We start from the raw sequence: 21,376 nt of genomic DNA, 5'->3' as shown, positions 1-21,376 counted from the left end.
TATGGCAATTTCTATGACGCCAGCGGCGTCTGAGCGCGTAAAAACGTTTTTGCTAAACCGAGGCAAAGGTGTAGGCCTGCGTCTTGGTGTAAAAACGACAGGCTGTTCAGGTCTGGCCTATGTGTTGGAGTTTGTTGATGAAGTTAATCCTGATGACGCTGTGTTTAATATAGATAGCGTTAAAATCATCATTGATGGTAAGTCATTAGTCCATCTTGATGGTACTGAATTAGACTTCGTCAAAGAAGGTTTGAACGAAGGTTTTAAATTTACCAATCCAAACGCCAAAGGCGAATGTGGATGTGGTGAAAGCTTCAGCGTGTAATGAAATCGCAACTTTCAGTTGATTTTATTCTGTAAAAGAGAATAACACTTTGGATTATTTTCAATTGTTTGGTCTTGAGGCCAACTTTGAGCTCGATCTGGCAGAGCTATCTGCAACTTATCAAGCACTACAAAAAACGGTCCACCCGGACCGTTTTGCACATTCTTCTGCTCAAGAACAAATGATTGCGGTGCAAAAGTCTGCAGAAATCAATGATGCTTTCCAAACCTTAAAGCAACCTATTGCTCGCGGTGAATATTTGCTGACCCAACGTGGTGTCGAACTGCCGTCGGAACAACAAAGCTTTGCTGATGTTGAATTTTTGATGCAGCAAATGGAGCTAAGGGAAATGCTTGGTGAGGTCGAACATGCCAGTGATCCTGATTCGGCGTTGTTTGCCGCACAAGAAACGCTCGATATCCAATCACAAAGTTTATGGCAGCAGCTTAAAGCGAGCATTGTAAGCAACAGCGAAAGCGATAACAAAGCAGCGGCTGAAACCCTGAGAAAGCTAAAGTTTTATCAAAAATTACAGATAGAGCTTGAACGAATTGAAGACAAGCTGTTCGATTAGAACGGCAAAGAGTACGAATATTAGCTATGGCATTATTACAAATCGCTGAACCGGGACTAAGCAGTGTTCCGCATCAACACAAACTGGCAGCAGGTATCGATTTAGGTACGACGAATTCACTGGTCGCCAGTGTTATGAGTGGTCTACCGAAGACCTTGGTTGATTCCCAAGGAAACGATATCTTACCATCGATTGTGAGCTATCAAAGCAAAGACGTTTTGGTTGGTGATAAAGCCAAAGCACAAGCCATTAGTGACCCACAAAATACCATTGTTTCGGCGAAACGCTTGATTGGTCGTTCGTTGCAAGATATTCAGCAAAAGTATCCATCATTGCCATATAACTTTTGTGGCGATGCATCTCACCCTTCAATTGAAACCCGCCAAGGGATCAAAAACCCTGTGCAGGTATCGGCTGACATATTAAAGACCTTGGCTGAACGTGCCGAGATGTCGTTAGGCGGTGAATTACAAGGTGTGGTTATTACCGTACCTGCTTACTTTGATGATGCGCAACGACAAAGTACCAAAGATGCAGCAACCCTAGCTGGTTTAAATATACTGCGACTGCTTAATGAACCGACGGCCGCTGCCGTCGCTTACGGTCTTGATAGTGGTCAAGAAGGCGTTATTGCCGTTTATGACCTAGGTGGAGGTACATTTGATATTTCTATTTTGCGCCTAAATAAAGGTGTCTTTGAAGTGATGGCCACCGGCGGTGATTCTGCGCTAGGCGGCGATGATTTTGACCATGCTTTATCTGACTTTATTGTCAGCCAAGCTGGTTTAACCCGTCCACTTTCACATGAAATGGAACGTCAGGTATTGATGCAAGCAACGTCGGTAAAAGAGCGTTTGTCTGCAGCACCTGTGACCGAATGCCTGCTTACCCTAGAAAACGGCGAGTCGTGTCAATTTGAGGTAACTCGTGGTCAGTTTGATGAGCTAGTGAAACCTTTGGTCAGCAAAACCTTGCGTGCTTGTCGTCGTTCATTAAAAGATGCCGGCGTTAGCAATAAGCAAGTGCTTGAAGTCATTATGGTTGGTGGCTCAACACGAGTGCCTTTGGTGCGTGAAGAAGTCGGCAAGTTTTTCCAACGCCAACCATTAACCTCAATTGACCCAGACAAAGTGGTTGCGGTAGGTGCGGCGATACAAGCGGATATCTTAGTTGGTAACAAGCCTGAAAGCGAAATGTTATTGCTTGATGTGACGCCGTTAAGTTTAGGCTTAGAAACCATGGGTGGATTGGTTGAGAAGGTTATTCCTCGCAATACCACCATTCCGGTTGCTAGAGCACAAGAGTTTACCACCTTCAAAGATGGTCAAACGGCGATGGCGATTCATGTTGTTCAAGGTGAACGTGAGTTGGTTGAAGACTGTCGTTCATTAGCGCGATTTGAATTGCGTGATATTCCGGCAATGACCGCTGGTGCCGCACATATTCGTGTCACCTTTAAAGTCGACGCGGATGGTTTGCTAAGTGTTAGCGCCATGGAGAAATCGACCGGTGTTGAAGCGTCAATCGAAGTGAAACCTTCGTTTGGTTTGCAAGAAGATGACATCGTGCAAATGTTAAAAGACTCTATGGCTCACGCCAAAGGGGATATGGACGCACGAATGTTGAAAGAACAGCAAGTCGAAGCTGCCCGAGTACACGAGAGCGTGACTGCAGCGGTAGCCGCAGATGCAAGTCGATTACTGTCCGAAGGTGAGCTAAATGCCATCAACGGAGCATTAAACGAATTAATTAAAATCAGTCAAGGTGATGATATTGCCGCTATTGAAGCAGCAATTGAGTCGGTTGATAAAGTTACGGCCATATTTGCTGAACGTCGCATGGACTCGTCCATTCGCGAGGCGTTGGCTGGCCATTCGGTAGATGAGGTTTAATCATGCCACAAATTATCTTTCTTCCTCATGAGGAATTATGTCCAGACGGTTTAGCAGTCGAAGCTGATACCGGTGAGACGGTATTAAATGTCGCGTTAAAAAACGACATCCCAGTAGAACACGCTTGTGAAAAAGTGTGTGCATGTACAACCTGTCATATGATCATCCGTGAAGGTTTTGATTCATTGCAAGAAAGCGATGAGCTTGAAGACGATATGCTTGATAAAGCATGGGGCTTAGAGCCTGAATCTCGCTTGGGTTGTCAGGCCATTATTGCCGATGAAGATTTGGTTGTTGAAATACCAAAATACACGGTGAATATGGTAAGCGAATCGAGTTAACCTATGGTTTATTTAGGTAAAAATGTCATAAGTGATTGAAAATATGATGTTTTAGTTTTTATTGAGCAAAGCTGTGTTCGTTTGCTCACTTTGGGATAAATTAGAGGGTAATGGCTGTAATGTCATTACCCCTTTTGATCGGACATAATGTCTGAAAAGGGATTATTCCTCCAACTGTTCTCGTTAACTTTCCAGTCGAATTTGGCTTAGGCGGCCAATTGTCTTGTTAACTTTCACATGTAAATTAGTTTGTAAGGATAAACGTCCGAACTAAGTTAGGCAGATACTGTGTATGACAAAATAGCTTAATGAATACTTATAGGTACCCAATAATAAAATAATTAGGAACCTTCCCCTCTTGATTGTCTGTTTTTTGACCCCATATATAAGGTTAAGTGATCAATCATGGTCATTTATTCAGAGGGCGTTATTATGCCTGCTAATGCCGAACCTCCTTCTCGAGGCTCATGGGGCGATAAATCGCCACCTCCACCAGACTTAGACAAGTTATTAAGTGATGGAATGTCTAAATTTCAACGCTTTTTACCCGGCGGAAGTCTGTTAAATTTCTTCTTAACGATACTCATTGTGTTTTTAGGTTTTACTGTTTGGACATCGGTTTACACCATTCCAAGTGATTCTATCGCAGTCGTTAAACGATTTGGAAAATACGCAAGGGAGGTACCACCTGGCCTGCATTTTAAATTCCCTTTTGGTATTGAATCAGCAACAATTGTTCCAGTAAAACGTCAGTTAAAGCAAGAGTTTGGTTTTACAACGTCAGGTGCACAAGACCCATACCAAAATAGTAAAAATAAAGATATTCAACGCGAAACTCAAATGGTCACCGGCGATCTCAATGCGGCCTTAGTTGAGTGGGTGGTGCAGTATCGTATTTTGGATCCCGTGAAATTTTTATTTGAAGTCAGGGAGCCTAGTGAAACACTTAGGTATGTTTCTGAATCGGTCATGCGTGAAGTGGTTGGTGATCGAACCGTTGATGAAGTTATTACTATTGGTCGCCAAGAAATAGAATCACAAGCACTGATAAAGATGCAAGCTCTTTCAACTAAATACACTATGGGCATTAGCATTGATCAAGTACAGTTAAAGAATATTAACCCTCCTAAACCGGTACAAGAATCTTTTAATGAAGTGAATCAAGCGCAGCAAGAGAAGGAAAAGCTGATCAACGAGGCAAGGAGAGACTACAACAAAGTTATTCCTTTAGCGTTAGGTGAAAAAGATCAACGAATTCGTGAAGCGGATGGTTATCGATTAAAACGCATTAATGAAGCTGAAGGTGATGTTGCTCGATTTAATGCCTTGCTTGCTCAATATGTTAAAGCGCCAGAAGTGACGCTTCGTCGTATTTATATTGAAACCATGCAGCAAGTGCTACCTCAAGTGCACTCTAAAATCATTATAGATAAATCAACAAGCAGTATATTGCCACTGCTTAACCTTGAACAATCAAATAAAATGTTAAAAATAGGAGAAAAGCGATGATCTCCAAAAAGACTACTATTTTCCTGATCGTACTAGCGTGTTTAGCTATTACAGTACAGCAATCGCTTTATACCGTAGATGAAGTGGAACAAGTGATCATTACCCAGTTTGGTAAACCAATTGGCGAACCAGTAATGACGGCTGGCTTAAACGCAAAAATGCCTTTCATTCAATCTGTAAACGCCATTGATAAGCGTATATTAGAATGGGATGGAGCCCCCTCCGATATGCCAACTAAAGATAAGTTATATATTTCAGTCGATCTTTTTGCTCGCTGGCGAATTACCGATCCTCTCCAGTACTTTTTAAGGCTGCGAGACGAGCGTAGTGCGCAATCGCGGCTTGATGACATATTAGGGAGCGAAACGCGTAATGCGGTGGCAAAACATGAATTAATAGAAATTATACGTACCACTAATGATCGCCAACCACTTCGCGATACAATGCTGACCAAGGCTGAAATAGAGTTAAAAATGGGTAATTTAGTGCCTATTAAAAAAGGTCGAAAATGGGTTGAACAAGAGATATTTACTGCCGCAGCAGAGAAAGTCAAAGTGTTTGGCATTGAATTGCTGGATATTCGTTTTAAGCGCATTAATTACAACGAAAGTGTACGTCCTAAAATTTACGACCGTATGATCAGTGAACGCAGACAAATTGCAGAGCGATTTTTATCCGAAGGTAATGGTGAAGCGGCAAGAATACGGGGTAATCGAAAGAGAGATCTCAATAAAATACAATCTGAGGCGTATAAAGAAGTTGAAACCATAAGAGGTTTAGCTGATGCGCAGGCCGCTGATATTTATGCTATGTCTTACAGCCAGAGCCCTGAAGCAATTCGTCTTTATCAGTTTACCCGCACCATGCGCGCCTATCCTGAAATAATTTCAGACAATACAACGCTGGTTATGTCAACAGACAGTGACCTATTTAAATTTATCAACGGTATTAATAGAACAGGCAAAACAATACAAGCTAAATAGCTAAGCGATTTACTTGCTTAAGATGACTTTTTACTTTTAACGTGTTTTGGAGAGCTGATGATGACTTCACTTAATGACCAACGAGTATTTATGGAAAAGTACGGTATTTTTTGCGAGTACAAGAAGGTTTATTGCTACAAACAATTACGCTTTAATAACTTTCAAGATGCATTGAATGTTGCAGCGTTAGATCAAGATGTTCCTAAGGAGCAATCCAGTGATTCCAATAAATAAAGCCGCATGGCAAGAAAGGTACTTAACGCGTTTAATTGACAATAACAAACACAATAAAGGTAAGATTAATTACTACTGGTCACTAAACAAGCTTGCTGAAGATTTTCAGTTCAATTTGGATGATCTACCATTTATTACCAAGATATTTTTGGAAAACTTCCTTAGAAACTGCACAGCTAATGACACTTTTAATTATCAAAATGTTGTCAAAACAATCAAAAATATAGTTGCGTCAACATCTCCAGCTGACTTTGAATTTCCATTTTTCCCCAGTCGTGTATTAATGCAAGACTATACAGGCGTGCCTGCATTAGTTGATCTGGCAGCAATGCGAGATGCAATCGCAGATAAAGACGGTGACGCTACTATTATAAATCCCGTATGCCCCGTTGATTTAGTAATAGATCATTCACTTATTGTAGATCTGGCTGGAAGCCCCAATGCATTAACGCATAATCAACAACGTGAGATGGAAAGAAATCATGAGCGTTACCAATTCTTAAAATGGGCACAAGCCTCATTCAGTAATTTAACTATTATCCCACCAGGGCGTGGCATTTGCCATCAGGTCAATCTCGAATATTTAGCACAAGTAGTTAGAGATGAAGTTAATGTATTAATTCCAGACACATTGGTCGGTACTGATAGTCATACGACGATGATAAATGGCTTGGGGGTGCTTGGTTGGGGAGTCGGAGGTATTGAGGCCGAAGCCGCAATGTTAGGCCAACCATTGAGTATAAATACTCCTCAAATAGTAGGCGTTAAATTGCTAGGAAAAATGCAAGTCGGTACCACGGCAACTGATTTAGTCTTAACTATCACTCAAATATTGAGAAACTATGGTGTCGTTGGCAAATTCGTTGAGTTTTATGGTTCCGGTGTTTCCAAATTAAGTATCGCCGACAGAGCAACGGTTGCCAATATGGCTCCTGAATATGGAGCGACCTGTGGTCTATTTCACATTGATAATGAAGTTATTGAGTACTTAAAGCTTACTAATCGTTCATCGGCTTTAGTTGAACGTGTTCACACATATGCATTAGCACAAAAATTATGGAATGAAGATTCTAAGGCTAATGCAACATACCCTGAAAATATTGTCATAGACCTTAACACAATAGAGCCTTCGGTTGCAGGGCCAAAGCGACCACAAGATTGTTTTCCACTCAATACCATTAAACGAGTGACTAGAGAAGTAAGCGAACTTGATTGGCATTGTCCTGCTAGAGAGAGTTTACCTTATAGACCAAGGCCATTAAGCTGCGGAGATATTGTCATCGCGGCGATTACTTCCTGTACTAATACCTCCAACCCGAAAGTAATGTTGCAGGCAGGGTTATTGGCAAAAGCAGCCGTTGAACGAGGGCTGAAGATTAACCCTAATGTAAAAACATCGTTAGCGCCGGGTTCTCAAGTTGTTGCTCGTTATCTTGATAGCACTGGTTTACAACAATATTTGGATAAATTAGGTTTTAATTGTATTGGCTTTGGTTGTACAACTTGTATCGGTAACTCTGGGCCACTAGACCCTGATATAGAACAGCAAATTAGCGAAGGTAATCTAAATGTAGGTGCTGTTTTATCTGGAAACCGTAATTTTGAAGGCCGTATTCACCCCTCAGTTCGATTAAACTGGCTGATGTCCCCTCCGCTTGTTATTGCATTTGCTTTAAGAGGCCATACTCGTATCAATTTTGACAATGAGCCTCTGGGTACCGACAAGAATGGTCAACCGACGTTTTTACGAGATATTTGGCCAAGTGATGATTTAGTCAATAAGGCAATGCTCTCGATAACCAAAGAGAGTTACGCATTATCATATCAAGAAATGCTAATCGGCGACTCTTCATGGGAAGAACTACCTGTAAAAAATACCGATTGTTATTCATGGGATAGTCATTCGACTTATATTATTCAACCTCCTTTTCTCGAGTTATTAGCGCAAACAGACCATGAAGGGCTTAATAGTTGCAATCAAGTCCATGGTCCAATCAAAATCAAATCAGCTAACATTTTAGCAATTTTTGGCGACTCCATTACGACAGACCATATCTCCCCAGCGGGACAAATTAGCCCGTATAGCCCCGCTGGCAAATATCTGATCACTAAAGATGTTACACCAGAGCAATTTAATAGTTATGGCGCTCGGCGCGGTAATCATGAGGTGATGGTGCGAGGCACGTTTGCTAATAACAGACTACAGAATAAGATTATTGCACCGGAACAAGGGGGAATAACGAGGATTTTTGATAACAAACAATTGCAAAACAAAGCACATATCTCAATTTTTGAAGCAAGTGAGTATTACGCAAAAACTAACATTCCCTTGGTGATTTTTGCGGGTAAAGAATATGGAACCGGATCAAGTCGAGATTGGGCAGCTAAAGGTTGCCAACTACTTGGTGTTAAAGCGGTAATTGCAGAATCATTTGAACGTATTCATCGAAGTAATCTCGTTGGCATGGGTATCATGCCATTGCAGTTACCTAATAAAACGTCGTTAGCAAGTTTACAGTTGACAGGTGATGAAAAAGTAGATGTTGTAGTCGAAGGCGATGGAAGCAAACACCAATTAATACCTAATCAGACGTTACAACTTATTATATATTCAGCGAAAAATGATGATATTAATGGTGCTGTAACTATACCTGTAGTGTTATGCATTAATAGCGCCTTGGAACTAGATTACTTTCTTGCAGGAGGGGTTTTGCCCTATGTTGCAAGCCAGTTTTTATGAATACATACATTTTCTGTCAAGTAGCTTCCCTTAAGCATTTGCTAAACAGAGCTACCTACTCACGCGAGTAATAATAAAGAAATAGCTGCATTGGTAAATGAGTTTAATGCACACAACTTTTGTTTTGTCGACGACTAATGGTTTATTCAAGCTTTTTAATGGGGTTCAAGCAAACGGGTTCTGTGATGATGAAAAATGATGAGATATCTAAGATGAAAAAATATGGCATTACCTGTGAGCAGATAAACAATTACCACTATAAGCAATATCAATATGGAAAACTTGAAGACGCCATCAATTATGTAAGGGTTGATCAAGCTATTTCCGATGTCAATTTTGCATTGAGTGGCGAGGAAAGAACACCATTATCTCAAAGTGGAAAATATGAATCATGAATCGATGAGTGATAAACGGGGTCATCCAACGCAATTACCCAAAGAGCATATTGATTGGATCGTCCAACCCCTCACACGATTTGTTAAAATTGAAGCGGCTGCAGGTGTTGTTTTGCTGTTATCCACCTTGCTGGCATTATCGTTGGCAAACTCCCCGTTAAGTGAATCGTTTAATGACTTGTGGCATGTGTCGATTGGAATAAATATAGGTACTTTTGCCTTTGAGCGTTCGATACATGGTTGGATAAATGATGCGCTAATGACACTGTTTTTCTTTTTAATTGCGCTAGAGCTCAAGAGAGAGCTAGTGCTCGGAGAATTGCGCAATAGGCGTCTTGCTATGTTGTCTATTTCCGCCGCTGTGGGCGGAATGCTAGTGCCCGCTCTAATTTATCTCTTTTTTCAGCATGGTGAGCTAGGTCAACATGGCTGGGGAACCGTTATGGCGACGGACACAGCGTTTGTGATTGGCTGTTTAGCATTGTTGGGCAAGCGAATTCCTAAGAGCTTGAGAATATTCATGTTATCACTAGCCGTAGTTGATGACATCGGCGCTATTATCGTCGTTGCCGTGGGTTATGGTAGTGACATAAATTGGCTAGCTATTGGATTCGTGTTACTCGGGTTCATCGTTGTTAAAGTCATGGCATTTATCGGCATCCGCAGTATGGCCTTGTTCTTTATAGTGGGGATTCTGATCTGGTTGGCGGTTGATGCATCGGGTATCCACCCAACAGTCACTGGCGTCATTCTGGGGCTAATGACCCCAACAACAAAATGGGTAACAGATGACCGCCTACACACTATTATGGATTGCGTAGTGGCTTATCCTCCTGGTAATCATTGGAGTGGTGATACGCCTGATCGTAAGGCATTGAAAACGGCTGAAGCGGCTGCACGTGAAGTCCTTTCACCGGTAGAACGTTTGGAGATGATGCTTCACCCTTGGGTGGGTTTTGTTGTGATGCCCTTATTTGCCCTTGCTAATGCGGGCATAGCATTCACGGGAATAGAGGTAACTTCTCCGCTCGCGATGGCGGTATTTCTTGGTTTCGTGATAGGCAAACCGTTAGGTGTCTTCTTGTTCAGTTGGACTTCGGTTCAACTGCGATTCGCTGTGTTGCCTTCTAATCTTAGTTGGCTAATGATTCTAGCAGGCGGATTGTTGGCAGGTATTGGTTTCACTATGGCTTTATTTATTGCCAATCTGGCTTTTAGCTCAGCGCATATTAATGTGGTGAAATTCGGTATCCTTTGTGCGTCAGTTTTATCTGCATTTTTAGGTTTAATGCTATTATTGTATGTGACTAAGTCAGATGATAGTGAGCAGCCCTATAGCCCTCTCGCGAAAGATAAACGCATGAATAAAAATTCCTGTGACTGAACGTTTTAAGTTGGAAGAGTACGATCATCTGTTCAAGCGAAAAGGATAAATGGGCTCTACTATGACAAAATCATCGAAAAAACACACCCAAGGAAATACATTAGGAAACCAGAAAAGCGTATCCGACCCAGCTGAAAATAAACCTATGCTTTGGGGCAAACAAACCGAGCTTTCGTTAAACTATTTTGCGATCGGAAAACACACTTTTGAGCAGTGTTTTATTGATGCTCTGGTTTCTATAAAGCGTGCTAGTGCGCAAGTTAATCACGAATTACACCTGATAAATGATGAACAGCTTAAAGCGATTATTTTCGCCTGTAATGAATTGCTTGATAGTAAGCATGCCGATCAATTTCCATTAAAAGTTTGGCAAACAGGATCAGGGACTCAAACTAATATGAACGTCAACGAGGTTATCACATCGCTGGCAAATACGTATTTACTTCAGGGGGGACAAGGAGATCCTGCGAAAGATAATACCCGTTTACATCCCAACGACCACATCAACATGTCACAGTCGTCTAATGATGTCTTTCCCACCGCCATGCATATCGTTGTCGCTCAGCAGACATTGCATGTATTGCTGCCTTCAATCGAGCGGATGGAACGAGCGTTATCTCAGAGGCAATCAGAATTTGATGAGTTTTTGACAGTTGCTCGCACTCACTTAATGGATGCGTTACCAATCAAAGCAGGTGCACTTTTGTCAGCTCACGAGCAACAGATAACAGCGGCTAAAAAGGCGATAGAAGAGAGTTTGATTTCGGTTCATCAGTTGGCTCTTGGAGGCACGGCGGTAGGTTCAGGTGCTAACGCACCAAATTCATTCGGTCAGCAGGTAATTGCGCTGTTGGCAGAGCAGTACCAGTTGCCATTTGTTCAACATGAAAATCTCTATGCGGCAGTTTCGGGTGAAGATGCATTGATGCGGTTTAGCTGCTCGCTTAAACAACTTGCTACGGCCTTGTTTAAACTTGCCAATGATTTTCGGCTACTGGGAAGTGGCCCACGCTGCGGCTTGAATGAATGGCATTTGCCCGCCAACGAGCCTGGAAGCTCTATTATGCCGGGCAAGGTAAACCCGACACAATGCGAAGCATTAAGCATGGTGTGTTTACAGGTTTTTGGCAATGACCTGACAGTATCTCTTGCTGCCTCGAATGGGCAGCTGCAACTCAATACCTACCGTCCAGTAATAATCCACAACGTCTTGGAAAGTATCGCATTGCTGGCTGATGCGATAAATTCTTTTTCAAAAAATACTATACAAGGTTTACAGCTTAACCATATGCAAACCGACAATAATATGCGTAGCAATTTGTCGATTATTACATTGTTGGCGCCTAAACTCGGCTATGACGTGGCGACTAAAATTGTTCAGCAGGCAGTTGAAAAAAATGAGTCGCTAGCCACTGCTGCTGAGTCATTGGGACTGTTTAGCCAAGTTGAATTTGAGCGTTTAATAGATGGTCAACTGAATATTTAGATTATTACTCCCGATAATGAGTAAAAAGCGAACGAACAACATAAATTATCTAAAAATTTGTCCTAAAGTGAACATACCATCAATATGGTGTCTGAAAATCACTAGCTAGCCGTTACGCAAAGCAAACTGTTTATAAAGGCCCGAAAGGGCCTTTATTGTTTGTTTTGTTTGTTAAAAAAGGTATTTTTTGTAGAACTTGCCGCTTTCATCACAAAAAGCGCATTTTTTAGCTAAATAAGTCTAAAAAGACCGTGTACAACAACGGCTCATTCGGGCAAAATAAAGCCAATTTTTTTTCTATCCAACTTATCAGAGGAAATTCCATGCTAACTCGTGATATGAACATTGCTGATTTCGATGCAGAATTGTACCAAGCAATGACTAATGAAGTAGAGCGTCAAGAGCATCACATTGAGTTGATCGCGTCTGAAAACTACACCAGTCCGCGCGTTCTTGAAGCACAAGGTTCACAATTAACTAACAAATACGCCGAAGGTTACCCGGGCAAGCGTTACTACGGTGGTTGTGAGTTTGTTGATATCGCAGAAGAGTTAGCCATCAAACGTGCCTGTGAATTATTCGATGCCGATTATGCCAATGTACAACCACACGCTGGTTCTCAAGCAAACTCAGCCGTATTCATGGCATTGTGTACCCCAGGAGCCAAAGTGTTAGGTATGAGCCTTGCGCATGGTGGTCACTTGACGCACGGTAGTGGTGTTAACTTCTCTGGTAAACTATACGAACCAATCCAATACGGTTTGCACCCAGAAACTGGCGACATTGACTACGCAGAAGTTGAGCGTTTAGCGGTAGAACACAAGCCAGAAATGATCGTTGCAGGTTTCTCTGCATTCTCTGGTATCGTTGATTGGGCTCGTTTCCGTGAGATCGCTGACAAAGTTGGCGCTTACCTTATGGTTGATATGGCTCACGTTGCTGGTCTTATTGCTGCGGGTCTATACCCGAACCCACTTCCACATGCACACGTTGTTACTACAACGACCCATAAGACCCTTGCCGGTCCTCGTGGTGGCCTTATTCTTTCTGCATGTGGTGATGAAGCTATTTACAAAAAGCTTAACTCAGCGGTATTCCCTGGTGGTCAAGGTGGTCCTTTGATGCACATCATCGCTGCCAAAGCTGTTGCTTTTAAAGAAGCACTTGAGCCTGAATTTAAACAATATCAGCAAAAAGTATTAGATAACGCCAAAACTATGGTTCGCGTTTTACAAGAACGTGGTTACAAGGTGGTATCAAACGGTACTGAAAACCACTTATTGTTGTTAGATCTAATTGACAAAGACATTACTGGTAAAGACGCTGATGCGGCACTAGGTCGTGCGTTTATCACTGTGAATAAGAACTCGGTTCCAAATGACCCGCGTTCACCATTCGTAACCTCTGGTTTGCGTCTAGGTACACCAGCGATCACTCGTCGTGGTTTTGCTGAAGCAGAAACAGCAGAGCTGACCGGTTGGATTTGTGACATTCTTGATGACATCAATAATGAGCAAACAATTGACGCGGTTCGCGAGAAAGTGATCGAGCTTTGTTCTCGTTTCCCTGTTTACGCATAAATTGTCGTAAATCGTGATAAAAAAATGGTCGCACTTTGCGACCATTTTTTATTTTGTTAAAGTGTCGTTATAACTCTATTTTATTCTGGAAAACTATGCATTGTCCGTTCTGTTCCGCTACAGAAACTAAGGTAATTGATTCACGCTTGGTCAGTGACGGCCATCAGGTACGTCGCCGTCGTGAATGTTTGGAATGCCGTGAAAGGTTTACCACCTTTGAAGGGGCTGAACTGGTGATGCCAAGAATCATTAAACGTGATGGTTCAAGAGAACCTTTTAACGAAGACAAATTGCGCAGTGGTTTATTACGTGCATTAGAAAAGCGCCCAGTTAGCATTGAAGAAATTGAAGCGTCAATTAATAAACTCAAATCAAAATTGCGAGCAACAGGCGAGCGCGAAGTGAGCAGTGAATTGCTCGGTAACATCATTATGGATGAGCTAAAGTTGCTGGATAAGGTCGCTTATGTACGATTTGCCTCTGTCTATCGTTCTTTCGAGGACATTAGAGAGTTTGGCGAAGAGATTGCTCGTTTAGGTGATGATAAAAATTCAGGGTAATAACCTACACTTATCAAATCATGATAGATAGCCACGAATATTACATGCAGTTGGCAATAAAGCTTGCCGACAAAGGACGATACACCACATCACCAAACCCAAGAGTTGGCTGTGTCTTAGTGCGCGACTCGGTAATCGTTGGTCAAGGATTCCATGTTAAAGCGGGTCTTGGTCATGCCGAAGTTAACGCCATTAAAGATGCCGGCGAAAAAGCCACTGGCGCAACGGCTTATGTCACCTTAGAGCCTTGCAGTCACTTTGGCCGCACGCCGCCGTGCGCGCAAGGTTTGATTGACGCCGGTGTGCGTCAGGTTGTGTTTGGCATGCAGGATCCAAATCCCTTGGTAAGTGGGCGCGGCATTAAGATGCTGCAACAAGCCGGTATTGATTGTATCGGCCCGGTACTTGAACACGCGTGTCAGCAACTCAACCCAGGCTTTATAAAGCGCATGACCCAAGGGTTACCCTTAGTACGTTGCAAACTAGCCGCAAGCCTTGATGGTAAAACCGCAATGGCCAGCGGTGAAAGTCAATGGATAACCTCACCTGCGGCGCGTCGAGATGTGCAATCTTATCGCGCACAAAGTTGTGCAATCATTAGTGGTGCTGATTCGGTAATTACCGACAACGCACGATTAAATGTACGTTATCAGGAGCTTAGTAACGTTAATGGCTCAAATAATAGCGATTTAAGGCAACCTGTAAGAGTCATCATTGACACAAAGCATCGTTTAACGCCTGATTTAGCGTTATTCTCCATTGATGCACCAATAATTTTAATTCGTACAGAGCTTGAAACTGAGCACAACTGGCCTCATTTTGTTGAACAGATGCAAGTTAAGCAAGCTAATGACTTTGCTGATTTGCCTGATCTGATGCTAAAGCTTGCAGAGCGTGGCTTAAATGAAATCTGGCTCGAAAGCGGACGGCGTTTAGCCGGCGCATTTTTTGCGGCAAATTTGGTTGATGAGCTGATCCTGTATCAAGCCCCAAAATTGCTATCCGATGATGCGATGGGGTTATTGCAGGTTCCGGGTTTGAACTCGTTGTCAGCGGCGATAAATCTTGATATCAAAGACATCCGTAAAATAGGCCAGGATGTACGTTTTATTTGCCATATTGTTAAAGACTAATTTAACAGCTTAGTTTCGAAATTTATTAGGAAATAGTATGTTTACCGGAATTATTGAAGCCTTAGGATCTATTGCTTCGATTAGCGTTAACTCACAAGGTGCTCGCATTAAAGTTAATGTCGGCAAATTGGATATGAGTGATGTCAAACTGGGCGATTCAATCGCGACCAACGGCATTTGTTTAACTGTTGTTGACTATGACAAACAAAGCTACAGTGCCGATGTTTCTATGGAAACATTAAAGCGAACTGGCTTTGCTCATTATCAAGCTGGCGATAAGGTAAACCTTGAAAAAGCGATGTTACCGACCACCCGATTCGGTGGCCATATTGTCAGTGGGCATGTCGATGGTGTTGCCACCATTCAAAGCATAGAGCAAGTTGGCAACGCAACCGAATATTGGCTCGAATTGCCACATAGCCTAAAACAATATGCGGCAGAAAAAGGCTCTATTACTGTTGATGGTACCTCATTGACCATAAACTCAGTTGCAGATAATCAATTTCGCTTAACAATTGTGCCGCATACAATTGAAGAGACTATTATTAGTAGCTATCAAGTTGGTAGCCAGGTGAACCTTGAAGTTGACGTGGTTGCTCGATATTTAGAACGTTTGCTGTTTTGTCAAAATGAATCAGCAAGCAAAACCTCTGGCGTAACAGAAGAATTGCTGATCAATAGCGGTTTTATGAAAGGTTAAATTTATGAAGTTAAATACACCACAAGAAATCATTGAAGATATCAAACAGGGTAAAATGGTTATCTTGATGGATGATGAGGATCGTGAGAACGAAGGCGATTTCATCATGGCAGCAGAAAAAGTAACGCCAGAGGCGATTAACTTTATGGCCACCCATGGTCGTGGTTTGATTTGTATGCCAATGTCACGAGAAAAGTGTGAAAAGCTGAAGTTGCCTTTAATGGTTGATAAGAACGACGCTCAGTTTACCACCAACTTTACGGTATCTATTGAAGCCGCTCGCGGTGTCACTACCGGTATATCCGCTGCAGACCGTGCGACAACAGTACTTGCTGCCTGTGATCCTGAAGCGGACCATCGCTCTATTGTCCAACCTGGGCATATCTTCCCGTTAATCGCCAAAGACGGTGGCGTATTAAATCGTGCAGGGCACACCGAAGCCGGTGTTGACTTAGCTCGCATGGCTGGTTATGAATCTGCGGCGGTTATTGTTGAAATTCTTAATGAAGACGGCACCATGGCGCGTCGACCAGATTTAGAAGTCATCGCCGAAAAACATGATGTGAAGATGGGTACCATTGCCGACCTTATCGAATATCGTAATGAGACTGAAACCACCATCAGTCGCGTAAGTGAGTGCAAACTGCCAACTCAATACGGTGAGTTTGACCTTGTTGCATTTACCGATACCATCGATGGCATGACACATTTTGCGCTAAGCAAAGGTGAGATCAATGCCGATCAGCCAACGTTAGTGCGTGTTCATCTTGAAAACACCTTCCGTGATTTACTGTTTTCTACCAGAGACAGCAAAAATACGTGGCCAATTCACAATGCGTTAGAAAAAATTGGCAATGAAGGTGGTGTATTGGTATTGCTTGGTAAACATGAATCGCCGCAACAGTTGCTTGAGCAAGTGAAGAAATATGCGATTCAAGATTCAGGCGAAGAAGTCAATGAAATTATCAAACACGTTGGTTCACGCAATGTCGGTGTTGGATCGCAAATTCTGGCTAATTTAGGTGTTGGTAAAATGCGCTTATTGACGTCACAAACCAAGTACCATTCATTAGGCGGCTTTGGTTTAGAAATCGTTGAGTATATTGCTGAATAGCTCATCCGCTGCATAGCAAAACGTATATCATTAACAACAAAAAGCCGGACTTAAACCGGCTTTTTTTATATCTATTTTAAATCTATTAGTAGCTCATGATAACGGTCTAAGCGGTTTTACCACGCAGCTTTTGTACCATGCTGACGACCGCTAATACGATTGCGCCTGCAATGACGCCACTGATTCCGTTGTATAGCGGGTCAATAAGCAATGACCAACCGGACACCTGTGAGTTTAGCCACTGTAAGCCATGATGCAGTATCGGCGTGCCATGAACTATGATGCCACCGCCCACCAAAAACATCGCAGCAGTACCGACAATGGCCAAGGTTTTCATTAGTTTTGGCGCAAATGCTAATAAGCCTCGACCAATACTGCGTTTTAATCCTGCCATGGCGGTTGTCGCTTGATCTTTAATAAGGTGTAGGCCTAGATCATCGAGCTTAACAATCGCCGCCACCAAACCATATACGCCTATGGTCATCAGTACCGCGATTAATGAAATAACACTGGCTTGGTCAACAAAGGCTTTATCTTGCACTGTGCCAAGTGCAATAACGATTATCTCTGCCGACAAAATGAAGTCGGTTTTTATCGCGCCTTTAATCTTATCTTTTTCATAGTCGACCATATCCACGGATTCATCCGCTAAGGCCGCTAAGTCTTGTTGGTGCTCGCTGTCGGTTTGCTCTTTATTGGCAAACATACTGTGGGCGATTTTTTCGACGCCTTCAAAGCATAAGAACAAACCACCGACAATTAATAACGGTGTAATTAGCCATGGGGCAATGCTGCTTATCAACAATGCCGATGGCACGAGAATCAGCTTATTTATAAAAGAGCCTTTTGCCACAGCCCAAACGACGGGTAATTCTCGGTCGGCTTTTACCCCGGAAACTTGCTGTGCATTTAGAGCCAAATCATCGCCTAACACGCCAGCGGTTTTCTTTGCTGCGACCTTAGTCATTAACGCAACGTCGTCGAGTGCCGTAGCTATTTTATCGATCAGTGCCAGTAGGCTGGTTCCAGCCATAAATCATCCTTATTTACACGGTGTTTATGATTTAAAAATATCATGTTCAATAGGCCATAGTATGCCTGCTTCTTGGCGTTATACAAGCAGGGCAATATGAACTTAATAATCATCTACCCATAATGCCACCCCAAAAACTGACGAAGAAGCTGCGAAAGAAACCGCGAGAGAAACCTTGGTAACGAGTCATAAAAAAACGCAGCTCATGGCTGCGTTTTTGTGTGCGAGCTATTGCCTGCGATTAGCTGTGGAATTGCTCACAAGCGATTAATGTATTTTCAATCAAGCTGGCCACTGTCATTGGTCCTACACCACCTGGTACCGGGGTAACGTATGCAGCGCGATCTTTTGCTACTTGATACTCTACATCACCGACAAGTTTGCCTGTTTCAAGACGGTTAATACCAACATCGATGACAATCGCACCTTTTTTAATCCAACTGCCTGGAATAAATTCTGGTTTACCAACCGCAACTACTACCAAGTCCGCATTACGAACTTTTTGCTCTAGGTCTTTGGTAAAGCGGTGTGTTGTCGTTGTTGTACAGCCAGCCAGTAGCAATTCTAACGTCATTGGTCGGCCAACAATATTTGAAGCGCCTACAACGACGGCTTCTAAACCGTGAGGCTTAACACCGGTTGACTCAATTAACGTCATGATACCTTTTGGTGTACATGGACGCAGACCCGGTTGACGTAGACACAGTTTACCGACATTTGATGGGTGGAAACCGTCAACATCTTTGTCAGGGTGAATATGTTCAATAATCAAGTTGGCATCTAAGCCTTCTGGTAGTGGCAATTGCACCAAAATACCGTCGATCTCAGCATCGTTATTAAGTTTATCAATTAACTGATAAAGCTCATCTTGTGTGGTCGTAGCAGGCATGTCATATGACTTAGAGATAAAGCCTACTTCTTCACATGCACGGCGTTTACTGCCGACATAGACTTGAGAGGCCGGATCTTGACCGACAAGAACAACAGCAAGGCCAGGTGCTCTTTTGCCTTCACTCAGACGTTGCTCTACTTTATGTTTCACTTCGGTACGAATTTGCTGGGCGATGGCTTTACCATCAATAATTTTCGCAGACATAGGTTCTTTTAACAGTAATTGGCATAAAATTCGGCGCTATTTTCTCATAATTTAGGCATGCCGTGTAGTGCTTACATTCGTAATCACTAAATAAAAATATGCAAAGCATAAATAACTGATCTGAGTTAATACCATGATCGTTAATAGAATATGACTTTATGGCTATTTTTTGCGCCTTTTTTTATTAAATGATGTAAAATTGTACGAACGATAAAAATATCGCAAAAAACAATTGACGACCTCGGAACACATAGGTAATATGCGCATCCGTTGAGAGACACAACAGTGTTTCCAACACTAGAGAAAATCGGTGATTAGCGCAGCTTGGTAGCGCACTTGGTTTGGGTCCAAGGGGTCGCAAGTTCGAATCTTGCATCACCGACCACTTTCTTTTGCATTAGCATTATTAACTTTTCATCTTAGATAAGTTGATATAACCTGTAAGGTGTTGTGCGCCCTTAGCTCAGCTGGATAGAGCAACGGCCTTCTAAGCCGTAGGTCGCAGGTTCGACTCCTGCAGGGCGTGCCATTCAGTGGTGGCTGTAGCTCAGTTGGTAGAGCCCCGGATTGTGATTCCGGTTGTCGTGGGTTCAAATCCCATCAGCCACCCCACTTATCCTTATATAGTCGGTGATTAGCGCAGCTTGGTAGCGCACTTGGTTTGGGTCCAAGGGGTCGCAAGTTCGAATCTTGCATCACCGACCACTTTCTCTCCAATTTCTAAAACTTCACCGTATTCAAATTTCCTAACATAATTCTGAATTCGAACTTGCGAAGCAAGTTTAAAAAAATTGTATGGAACAGTTTTTAACGAACGAAGTTCGCCCGAAGGGGGAAATACAGGATGTATTTGATTCATCTTGCATCACCGACCACTTTCTCTATATTAAAAACTCTCAAATTTTTTAAATACTTCTTAGTCCTTAGTCCCTCAAAATAAGTCCAATAACAAAGCAATTAGGTTAGCTAGGTTAGCTGTTTTTGATCTAACGTATCGATTGGTGGTTACTTTTGCTAAAGTTACAATGCGTGATTGGTTTGTCAATGTGAGTTGCAATTATGGATGTGTTAGCGGTTTTAAATGAAGTACAACAAGAAGTTACGCCTTTACTCGGGCAGGGCACGGTTGCTCAATATATTCCTGAGTTAGCCAAAGTCGATCCAAATCAATTTGCCATGGCGGTTACCTTAACCAATGGCGAGTCTTTTGGTGTCGGCTCATTCGAAAAGCCGTTTTCAATTCAAAGTATTTCTAAAGTGTTTAGTTATACCTTGGCGCTACGCTATTACCAAGATGACCTTTTTAAACGTGTTTGGCGAGAACCATCCGGCGATCCATTCAATTCGTTGGTGCAATTAGAATACGAAGATGGCATCCCCCGCAATCCATTCATTAATGCCGGCGCGATCGTGGTCTGTGATAGCTTGATATCGCATTTTGCCGATCCGAAAAAAGCTTTGCATGACATCATGATCTTTATCAGAGAATGCTGTGATGACCATAGCATCGCAGTTAATCACACCGTCGCCGAATCGGAAATGCAATGTGGCTTTCGTAATCTTGCCTTGGCCAATTTGATGAAAGGGTTTGGTAATATCGATAACGATATCGATCAGGTGTTACAGACCTATTTTCAACAATGCTCCGCGGATATGAATGTCAGCCAATTGTCACGTTCTATGCTGTATTTGGCAAACGATGGTGTTGACCCAATCTCAGGGAAAACCTTTATCAGCGAAGCGCAAGCAAAACGTATCAATTCGATCATGTTAACCTGTGGTCATTACGACGCATCAGGGGACTTTGCGTTTCGCGTTGGTTTACCAGGCAAAAGTGGTGTGGGCGGCGGCATCGTTGCCATCGTACCTGGAGAGATGTCGATAGCGGTATATTCGCCTGCTTTAAATAACAATGGCAACTCTTTGGTAGGCACCAAAGCTTTGGAACTATTCACCAGCAAAACAGGTATCTCAATTTTTTAAGATGCGACTTTTCGGCTAATAAAGTCGTTTTATTAACAATATTACCGCGTCAATTTAGCCATAAGTCGGGTGTTTATAGCCCATTAAGGCGAAGGCTATTGCGCTAATTTTAGCGATTAGATTACAAATTAATGCGATTTTTTGTGGACTGCTTTTAACCCGCCATATGCCGCTATGTTATCCATATACACGTCAATAATTATTGTTATCTATCAGCGTTTTAGTCTGCGCTTAGGGCGTCTGTATCTTGCTGACTTTTGATGTCGAATCGCTTGGCTTTTTATTAACCGTGTAATTGTTGCTCAACAGGTATT

Annotated in this window: 19 protein-coding genes and 4 tRNA genes; 21 read left to right on the top strand and 2 right to left on the bottom strand. The window is 42.5% G+C overall.

The window, feature by feature from the left end; genetic code table 11:
• Position 1 precedes the first annotated feature (1 nt).
• The 16 genes from iscA (at position 2) to ribBA (ending at position 16,950) form a co-directional block, all read left to right on the top strand.
• Positions 2–325, top strand: coding sequence for an iron-sulfur cluster assembly protein IscA (gene iscA, locus HII16_RS13555; protein ID WP_135439456.1), 324 nt, complete (start codon positions 2–4; stop codon positions 323–325).
• 49 nt (positions 326–374) lie between these two features.
• A complete protein-coding gene (gene hscB / locus HII16_RS13550) occupies positions 375–899 on the top strand; it encodes a co-chaperone HscB (RefSeq protein WP_135439457.1) in 525 nt (174 codons plus the stop codon).
• A gap of 26 nt (positions 900–925) precedes the next feature.
• Complete coding sequence (gene hscA / locus HII16_RS13545; protein WP_169130886.1) at positions 926–2,791, top strand: Fe-S protein assembly chaperone HscA; 1,866 nt, start codon at positions 926–928, stop codon at positions 2,789–2,791.
• A gap of 2 nt (positions 2,792–2,793) precedes the next feature.
• Positions 2,794–3,132 carry an ISC system 2Fe-2S type ferredoxin gene (gene fdx, locus HII16_RS13540; RefSeq protein ID WP_169130884.1) on the top strand — a complete coding sequence of 113 codons (339 nt, stop codon included), beginning with the start codon at positions 2,794–2,796 and terminating at the stop codon, positions 3,130–3,132.
• Positions 3,133–3,654: 522 nt separating this feature from the next.
• Positions 3,655–4,641, top strand: coding sequence for an FtsH protease activity modulator HflK (gene hflK / locus HII16_RS13535; protein ID WP_248289633.1), 987 nt, complete (start codon positions 3,655–3,657; stop codon positions 4,639–4,641).
• The gene (hflC, locus tag HII16_RS13530; protein ID WP_169130882.1) at positions 4,638–5,624 is read left to right on the top strand and encodes a protease modulator HflC; all 987 of its coding nucleotides are present in this window, start codon (positions 4,638–4,640) and stop codon (positions 5,622–5,624) included. The genes hflK and hflC overlap by 4 nt, the downstream gene beginning before the upstream one ends.
• 57 nt (positions 5,625–5,681) lie before the next feature.
• Entirely contained in the window at positions 5,682–5,858 is a 177-nt protein-coding gene (locus HII16_RS13525; RefSeq protein WP_169130880.1) for a hypothetical protein, read from the top strand.
• Positions 5,842–8,598 carry an aconitate hydratase AcnA gene (gene acnA, locus HII16_RS13520; RefSeq protein ID WP_348981424.1) on the top strand — a complete coding sequence of 919 codons (2,757 nt, stop codon included), beginning with the start codon at positions 5,842–5,844 and terminating at the stop codon, positions 8,596–8,598. The genes HII16_RS13525 and acnA overlap by 17 nt, the downstream gene beginning before the upstream one ends.
• Before the next feature lie 158 nt (positions 8,599–8,756).
• Positions 8,757–8,993: a hypothetical protein gene (locus tag HII16_RS13515; RefSeq protein WP_169130876.1), complete on the top strand. Its 237-nt coding sequence runs from the start codon at positions 8,757–8,759 to the stop codon at positions 8,991–8,993.
• Positions 8,983–10,377, top strand: a complete 1,395-nt coding sequence (nhaA, locus tag HII16_RS13510; protein ID WP_211183518.1) for a Na+/H+ antiporter NhaA — start codon at positions 8,983–8,985, stop codon at positions 10,375–10,377. Before HII16_RS13515 ends, nhaA begins: the two co-directional genes overlap by 11 nt.
• Positions 10,378–10,438: 61 nt before the next feature.
• On the top strand, positions 10,439–11,863 hold the full coding sequence (locus HII16_RS13505) for a class II fumarate hydratase (RefSeq protein ID WP_169130874.1): 1,425 nt from the start codon (positions 10,439–10,441) through the stop codon (positions 11,861–11,863).
• A 323-nt stretch (positions 11,864–12,186) separates the two neighbouring features.
• Entirely contained in the window at positions 12,187–13,443 is a 1,257-nt protein-coding gene (gene glyA, locus HII16_RS13500) for a serine hydroxymethyltransferase (protein ID WP_169130872.1), read from the top strand.
• A 95-nt stretch (positions 13,444–13,538) separates the two neighbouring features.
• Positions 13,539–14,003: a transcriptional regulator NrdR gene (nrdR, locus tag HII16_RS13495; protein WP_135439461.1), complete on the top strand. Its 465-nt coding sequence runs from the start codon at positions 13,539–13,541 to the stop codon at positions 14,001–14,003.
• A 20-nt stretch (positions 14,004–14,023) separates the two neighbouring features.
• A complete protein-coding gene (ribD, locus tag HII16_RS13490) occupies positions 14,024–15,136 on the top strand; it encodes a bifunctional diaminohydroxyphosphoribosylaminopyrimidine deaminase/5-amino-6-(5-phosphoribosylamino)uracil reductase RibD (RefSeq protein WP_169130870.1) in 1,113 nt (370 codons plus the stop codon).
• 37 nt (positions 15,137–15,173) lie between these two features.
• On the top strand, positions 15,174–15,836 hold the full coding sequence (locus HII16_RS13485; protein ID WP_169130868.1) for a riboflavin synthase: 663 nt from the start codon (positions 15,174–15,176) through the stop codon (positions 15,834–15,836).
• A 4-nt stretch (positions 15,837–15,840) separates the two neighbouring features.
• Positions 15,841–16,950 carry a bifunctional 3,4-dihydroxy-2-butanone-4-phosphate synthase/GTP cyclohydrolase II gene (ribBA, locus tag HII16_RS13480; RefSeq protein ID WP_135439464.1) on the top strand — a complete coding sequence of 370 codons (1,110 nt, stop codon included), beginning with the start codon at positions 15,841–15,843 and terminating at the stop codon, positions 16,948–16,950.
• A 106-nt stretch (positions 16,951–17,056) separates the two neighbouring features.
• Here ribBA and HII16_RS13475 read toward each other — a convergent pair whose 3' ends face one another.
• On the bottom strand, positions 17,057–17,983 hold the full coding sequence (locus tag HII16_RS13475; protein ID WP_169130866.1) for a DUF808 domain-containing protein: 927 nt from the start codon (positions 17,981–17,983) through the stop codon (positions 17,057–17,059).
• Between the two features lie 241 nt (positions 17,984–18,224).
• The gene (gene folD / locus HII16_RS13470) at positions 18,225–19,079 is read right to left on the bottom strand and encodes a bifunctional methylenetetrahydrofolate dehydrogenase/methenyltetrahydrofolate cyclohydrolase FolD (protein ID WP_169130864.1); all 855 of its coding nucleotides are present in this window, start codon (positions 19,077–19,079) and stop codon (positions 18,225–18,227) included.
• A 308-nt stretch (positions 19,080–19,387) separates the two neighbouring features.
• Here folD and HII16_RS13465 point away from each other — a divergent pair.
• The 5 genes from HII16_RS13465 (at position 19,388) to HII16_RS13445 (ending at position 21,062) form a co-directional block, all read left to right on the top strand.
• Positions 19,388–19,464: transfer RNA gene (locus tag HII16_RS13465), tRNA-Pro, on the top strand.
• A gap of 67 nt (positions 19,465–19,531) precedes the next feature.
• Positions 19,532–19,608: transfer RNA gene (locus tag HII16_RS13460), tRNA-Arg, on the top strand.
• 7 nt (positions 19,609–19,615) lie between these two features.
• Positions 19,616–19,691 (top strand) — tRNA-His (locus tag HII16_RS13455).
• Between the two features lie 16 nt (positions 19,692–19,707).
• A tRNA-Pro gene (locus HII16_RS13450) sits at positions 19,708–19,784 on the top strand.
• Between the two features lie 360 nt (positions 19,785–20,144).
• Positions 20,145–21,062, top strand: coding sequence for a glutaminase (locus tag HII16_RS13445; protein ID WP_348981428.1), 918 nt, complete (start codon positions 20,145–20,147; stop codon positions 21,060–21,062).
• Positions 21,063–21,376 lie beyond the last annotated feature (314 nt).

It is taken from the genome of Thalassotalea sp. Y01, assembly GCF_012932945.1.
Classification (GTDB): domain Bacteria; phylum Pseudomonadota; class Gammaproteobacteria; order Enterobacterales; family Alteromonadaceae; genus Thalassotalea_A.
Note: the sequence above shows the minus strand (reverse complement) of the source record. Positions and strands in the feature narration are given on the sequence as shown.

Bases quoted from the DNA above. Each gene is read 5' to 3' on its own strand.
- iscA (WP_135439456.1), top strand. From the start codon at position 2: ATGGCAATTTCTATGACGCCAGCGGCGTCTGAGCGCGTAAAAACGTTT.
- hscA (WP_169130886.1), top strand. From the start codon at position 926: ATGGCATTATTACAAATCGCTGAACCGGGACTAAGCAGTGTTCCGCAT.
- fdx (WP_169130884.1), top strand. From the start codon at position 2,794: ATGCCACAAATTATCTTTCTTCCTCATGAGGAATTATGTCCAGACGGT.
- hflK (WP_248289633.1), top strand. From the start codon at position 3,655: ATGTCTAAATTTCAACGCTTTTTACCCGGCGGAAGTCTGTTAAATTTC.
- hflC (WP_169130882.1), top strand. From the start codon at position 4,638: ATGATCTCCAAAAAGACTACTATTTTCCTGATCGTACTAGCGTGTTTA.
- HII16_RS13525 (WP_169130880.1), top strand. From the start codon at position 5,682: ATGATGACTTCACTTAATGACCAACGAGTATTTATGGAAAAGTACGGT.
- HII16_RS13515 (WP_169130876.1), top strand. From the start codon at position 8,757: ATGGGGTTCAAGCAAACGGGTTCTGTGATGATGAAAAATGATGAGATA.
- nhaA (WP_211183518.1), top strand. From the start codon at position 8,983: ATGAATCATGAATCGATGAGTGATAAACGGGGTCATCCAACGCAATTA.
- HII16_RS13505 (WP_169130874.1), top strand. From the start codon at position 10,439: ATGACAAAATCATCGAAAAAACACACCCAAGGAAATACATTAGGAAAC.
- glyA (WP_169130872.1), top strand. From the start codon at position 12,187: ATGCTAACTCGTGATATGAACATTGCTGATTTCGATGCAGAATTGTAC.
- nrdR (WP_135439461.1), top strand. From the start codon at position 13,539: ATGCATTGTCCGTTCTGTTCCGCTACAGAAACTAAGGTAATTGATTCA.
- ribD (WP_169130870.1), top strand. From the start codon at position 14,024: ATGATAGATAGCCACGAATATTACATGCAGTTGGCAATAAAGCTTGCC.
- HII16_RS13485 (WP_169130868.1), top strand. From the start codon at position 15,174: ATGTTTACCGGAATTATTGAAGCCTTAGGATCTATTGCTTCGATTAGC.
- ribBA (WP_135439464.1), top strand. From the start codon at position 15,841: ATGAAGTTAAATACACCACAAGAAATCATTGAAGATATCAAACAGGGT.
- HII16_RS13475 (WP_169130866.1), bottom strand. From the start codon at position 17,983: ATGGCTGGAACCAGCCTACTGGCACTGATCGATAAAATAGCTACGGCA.
- folD (WP_169130864.1), bottom strand. From the start codon at position 19,079: ATGTCTGCGAAAATTATTGATGGTAAAGCCATCGCCCAGCAAATTCGT.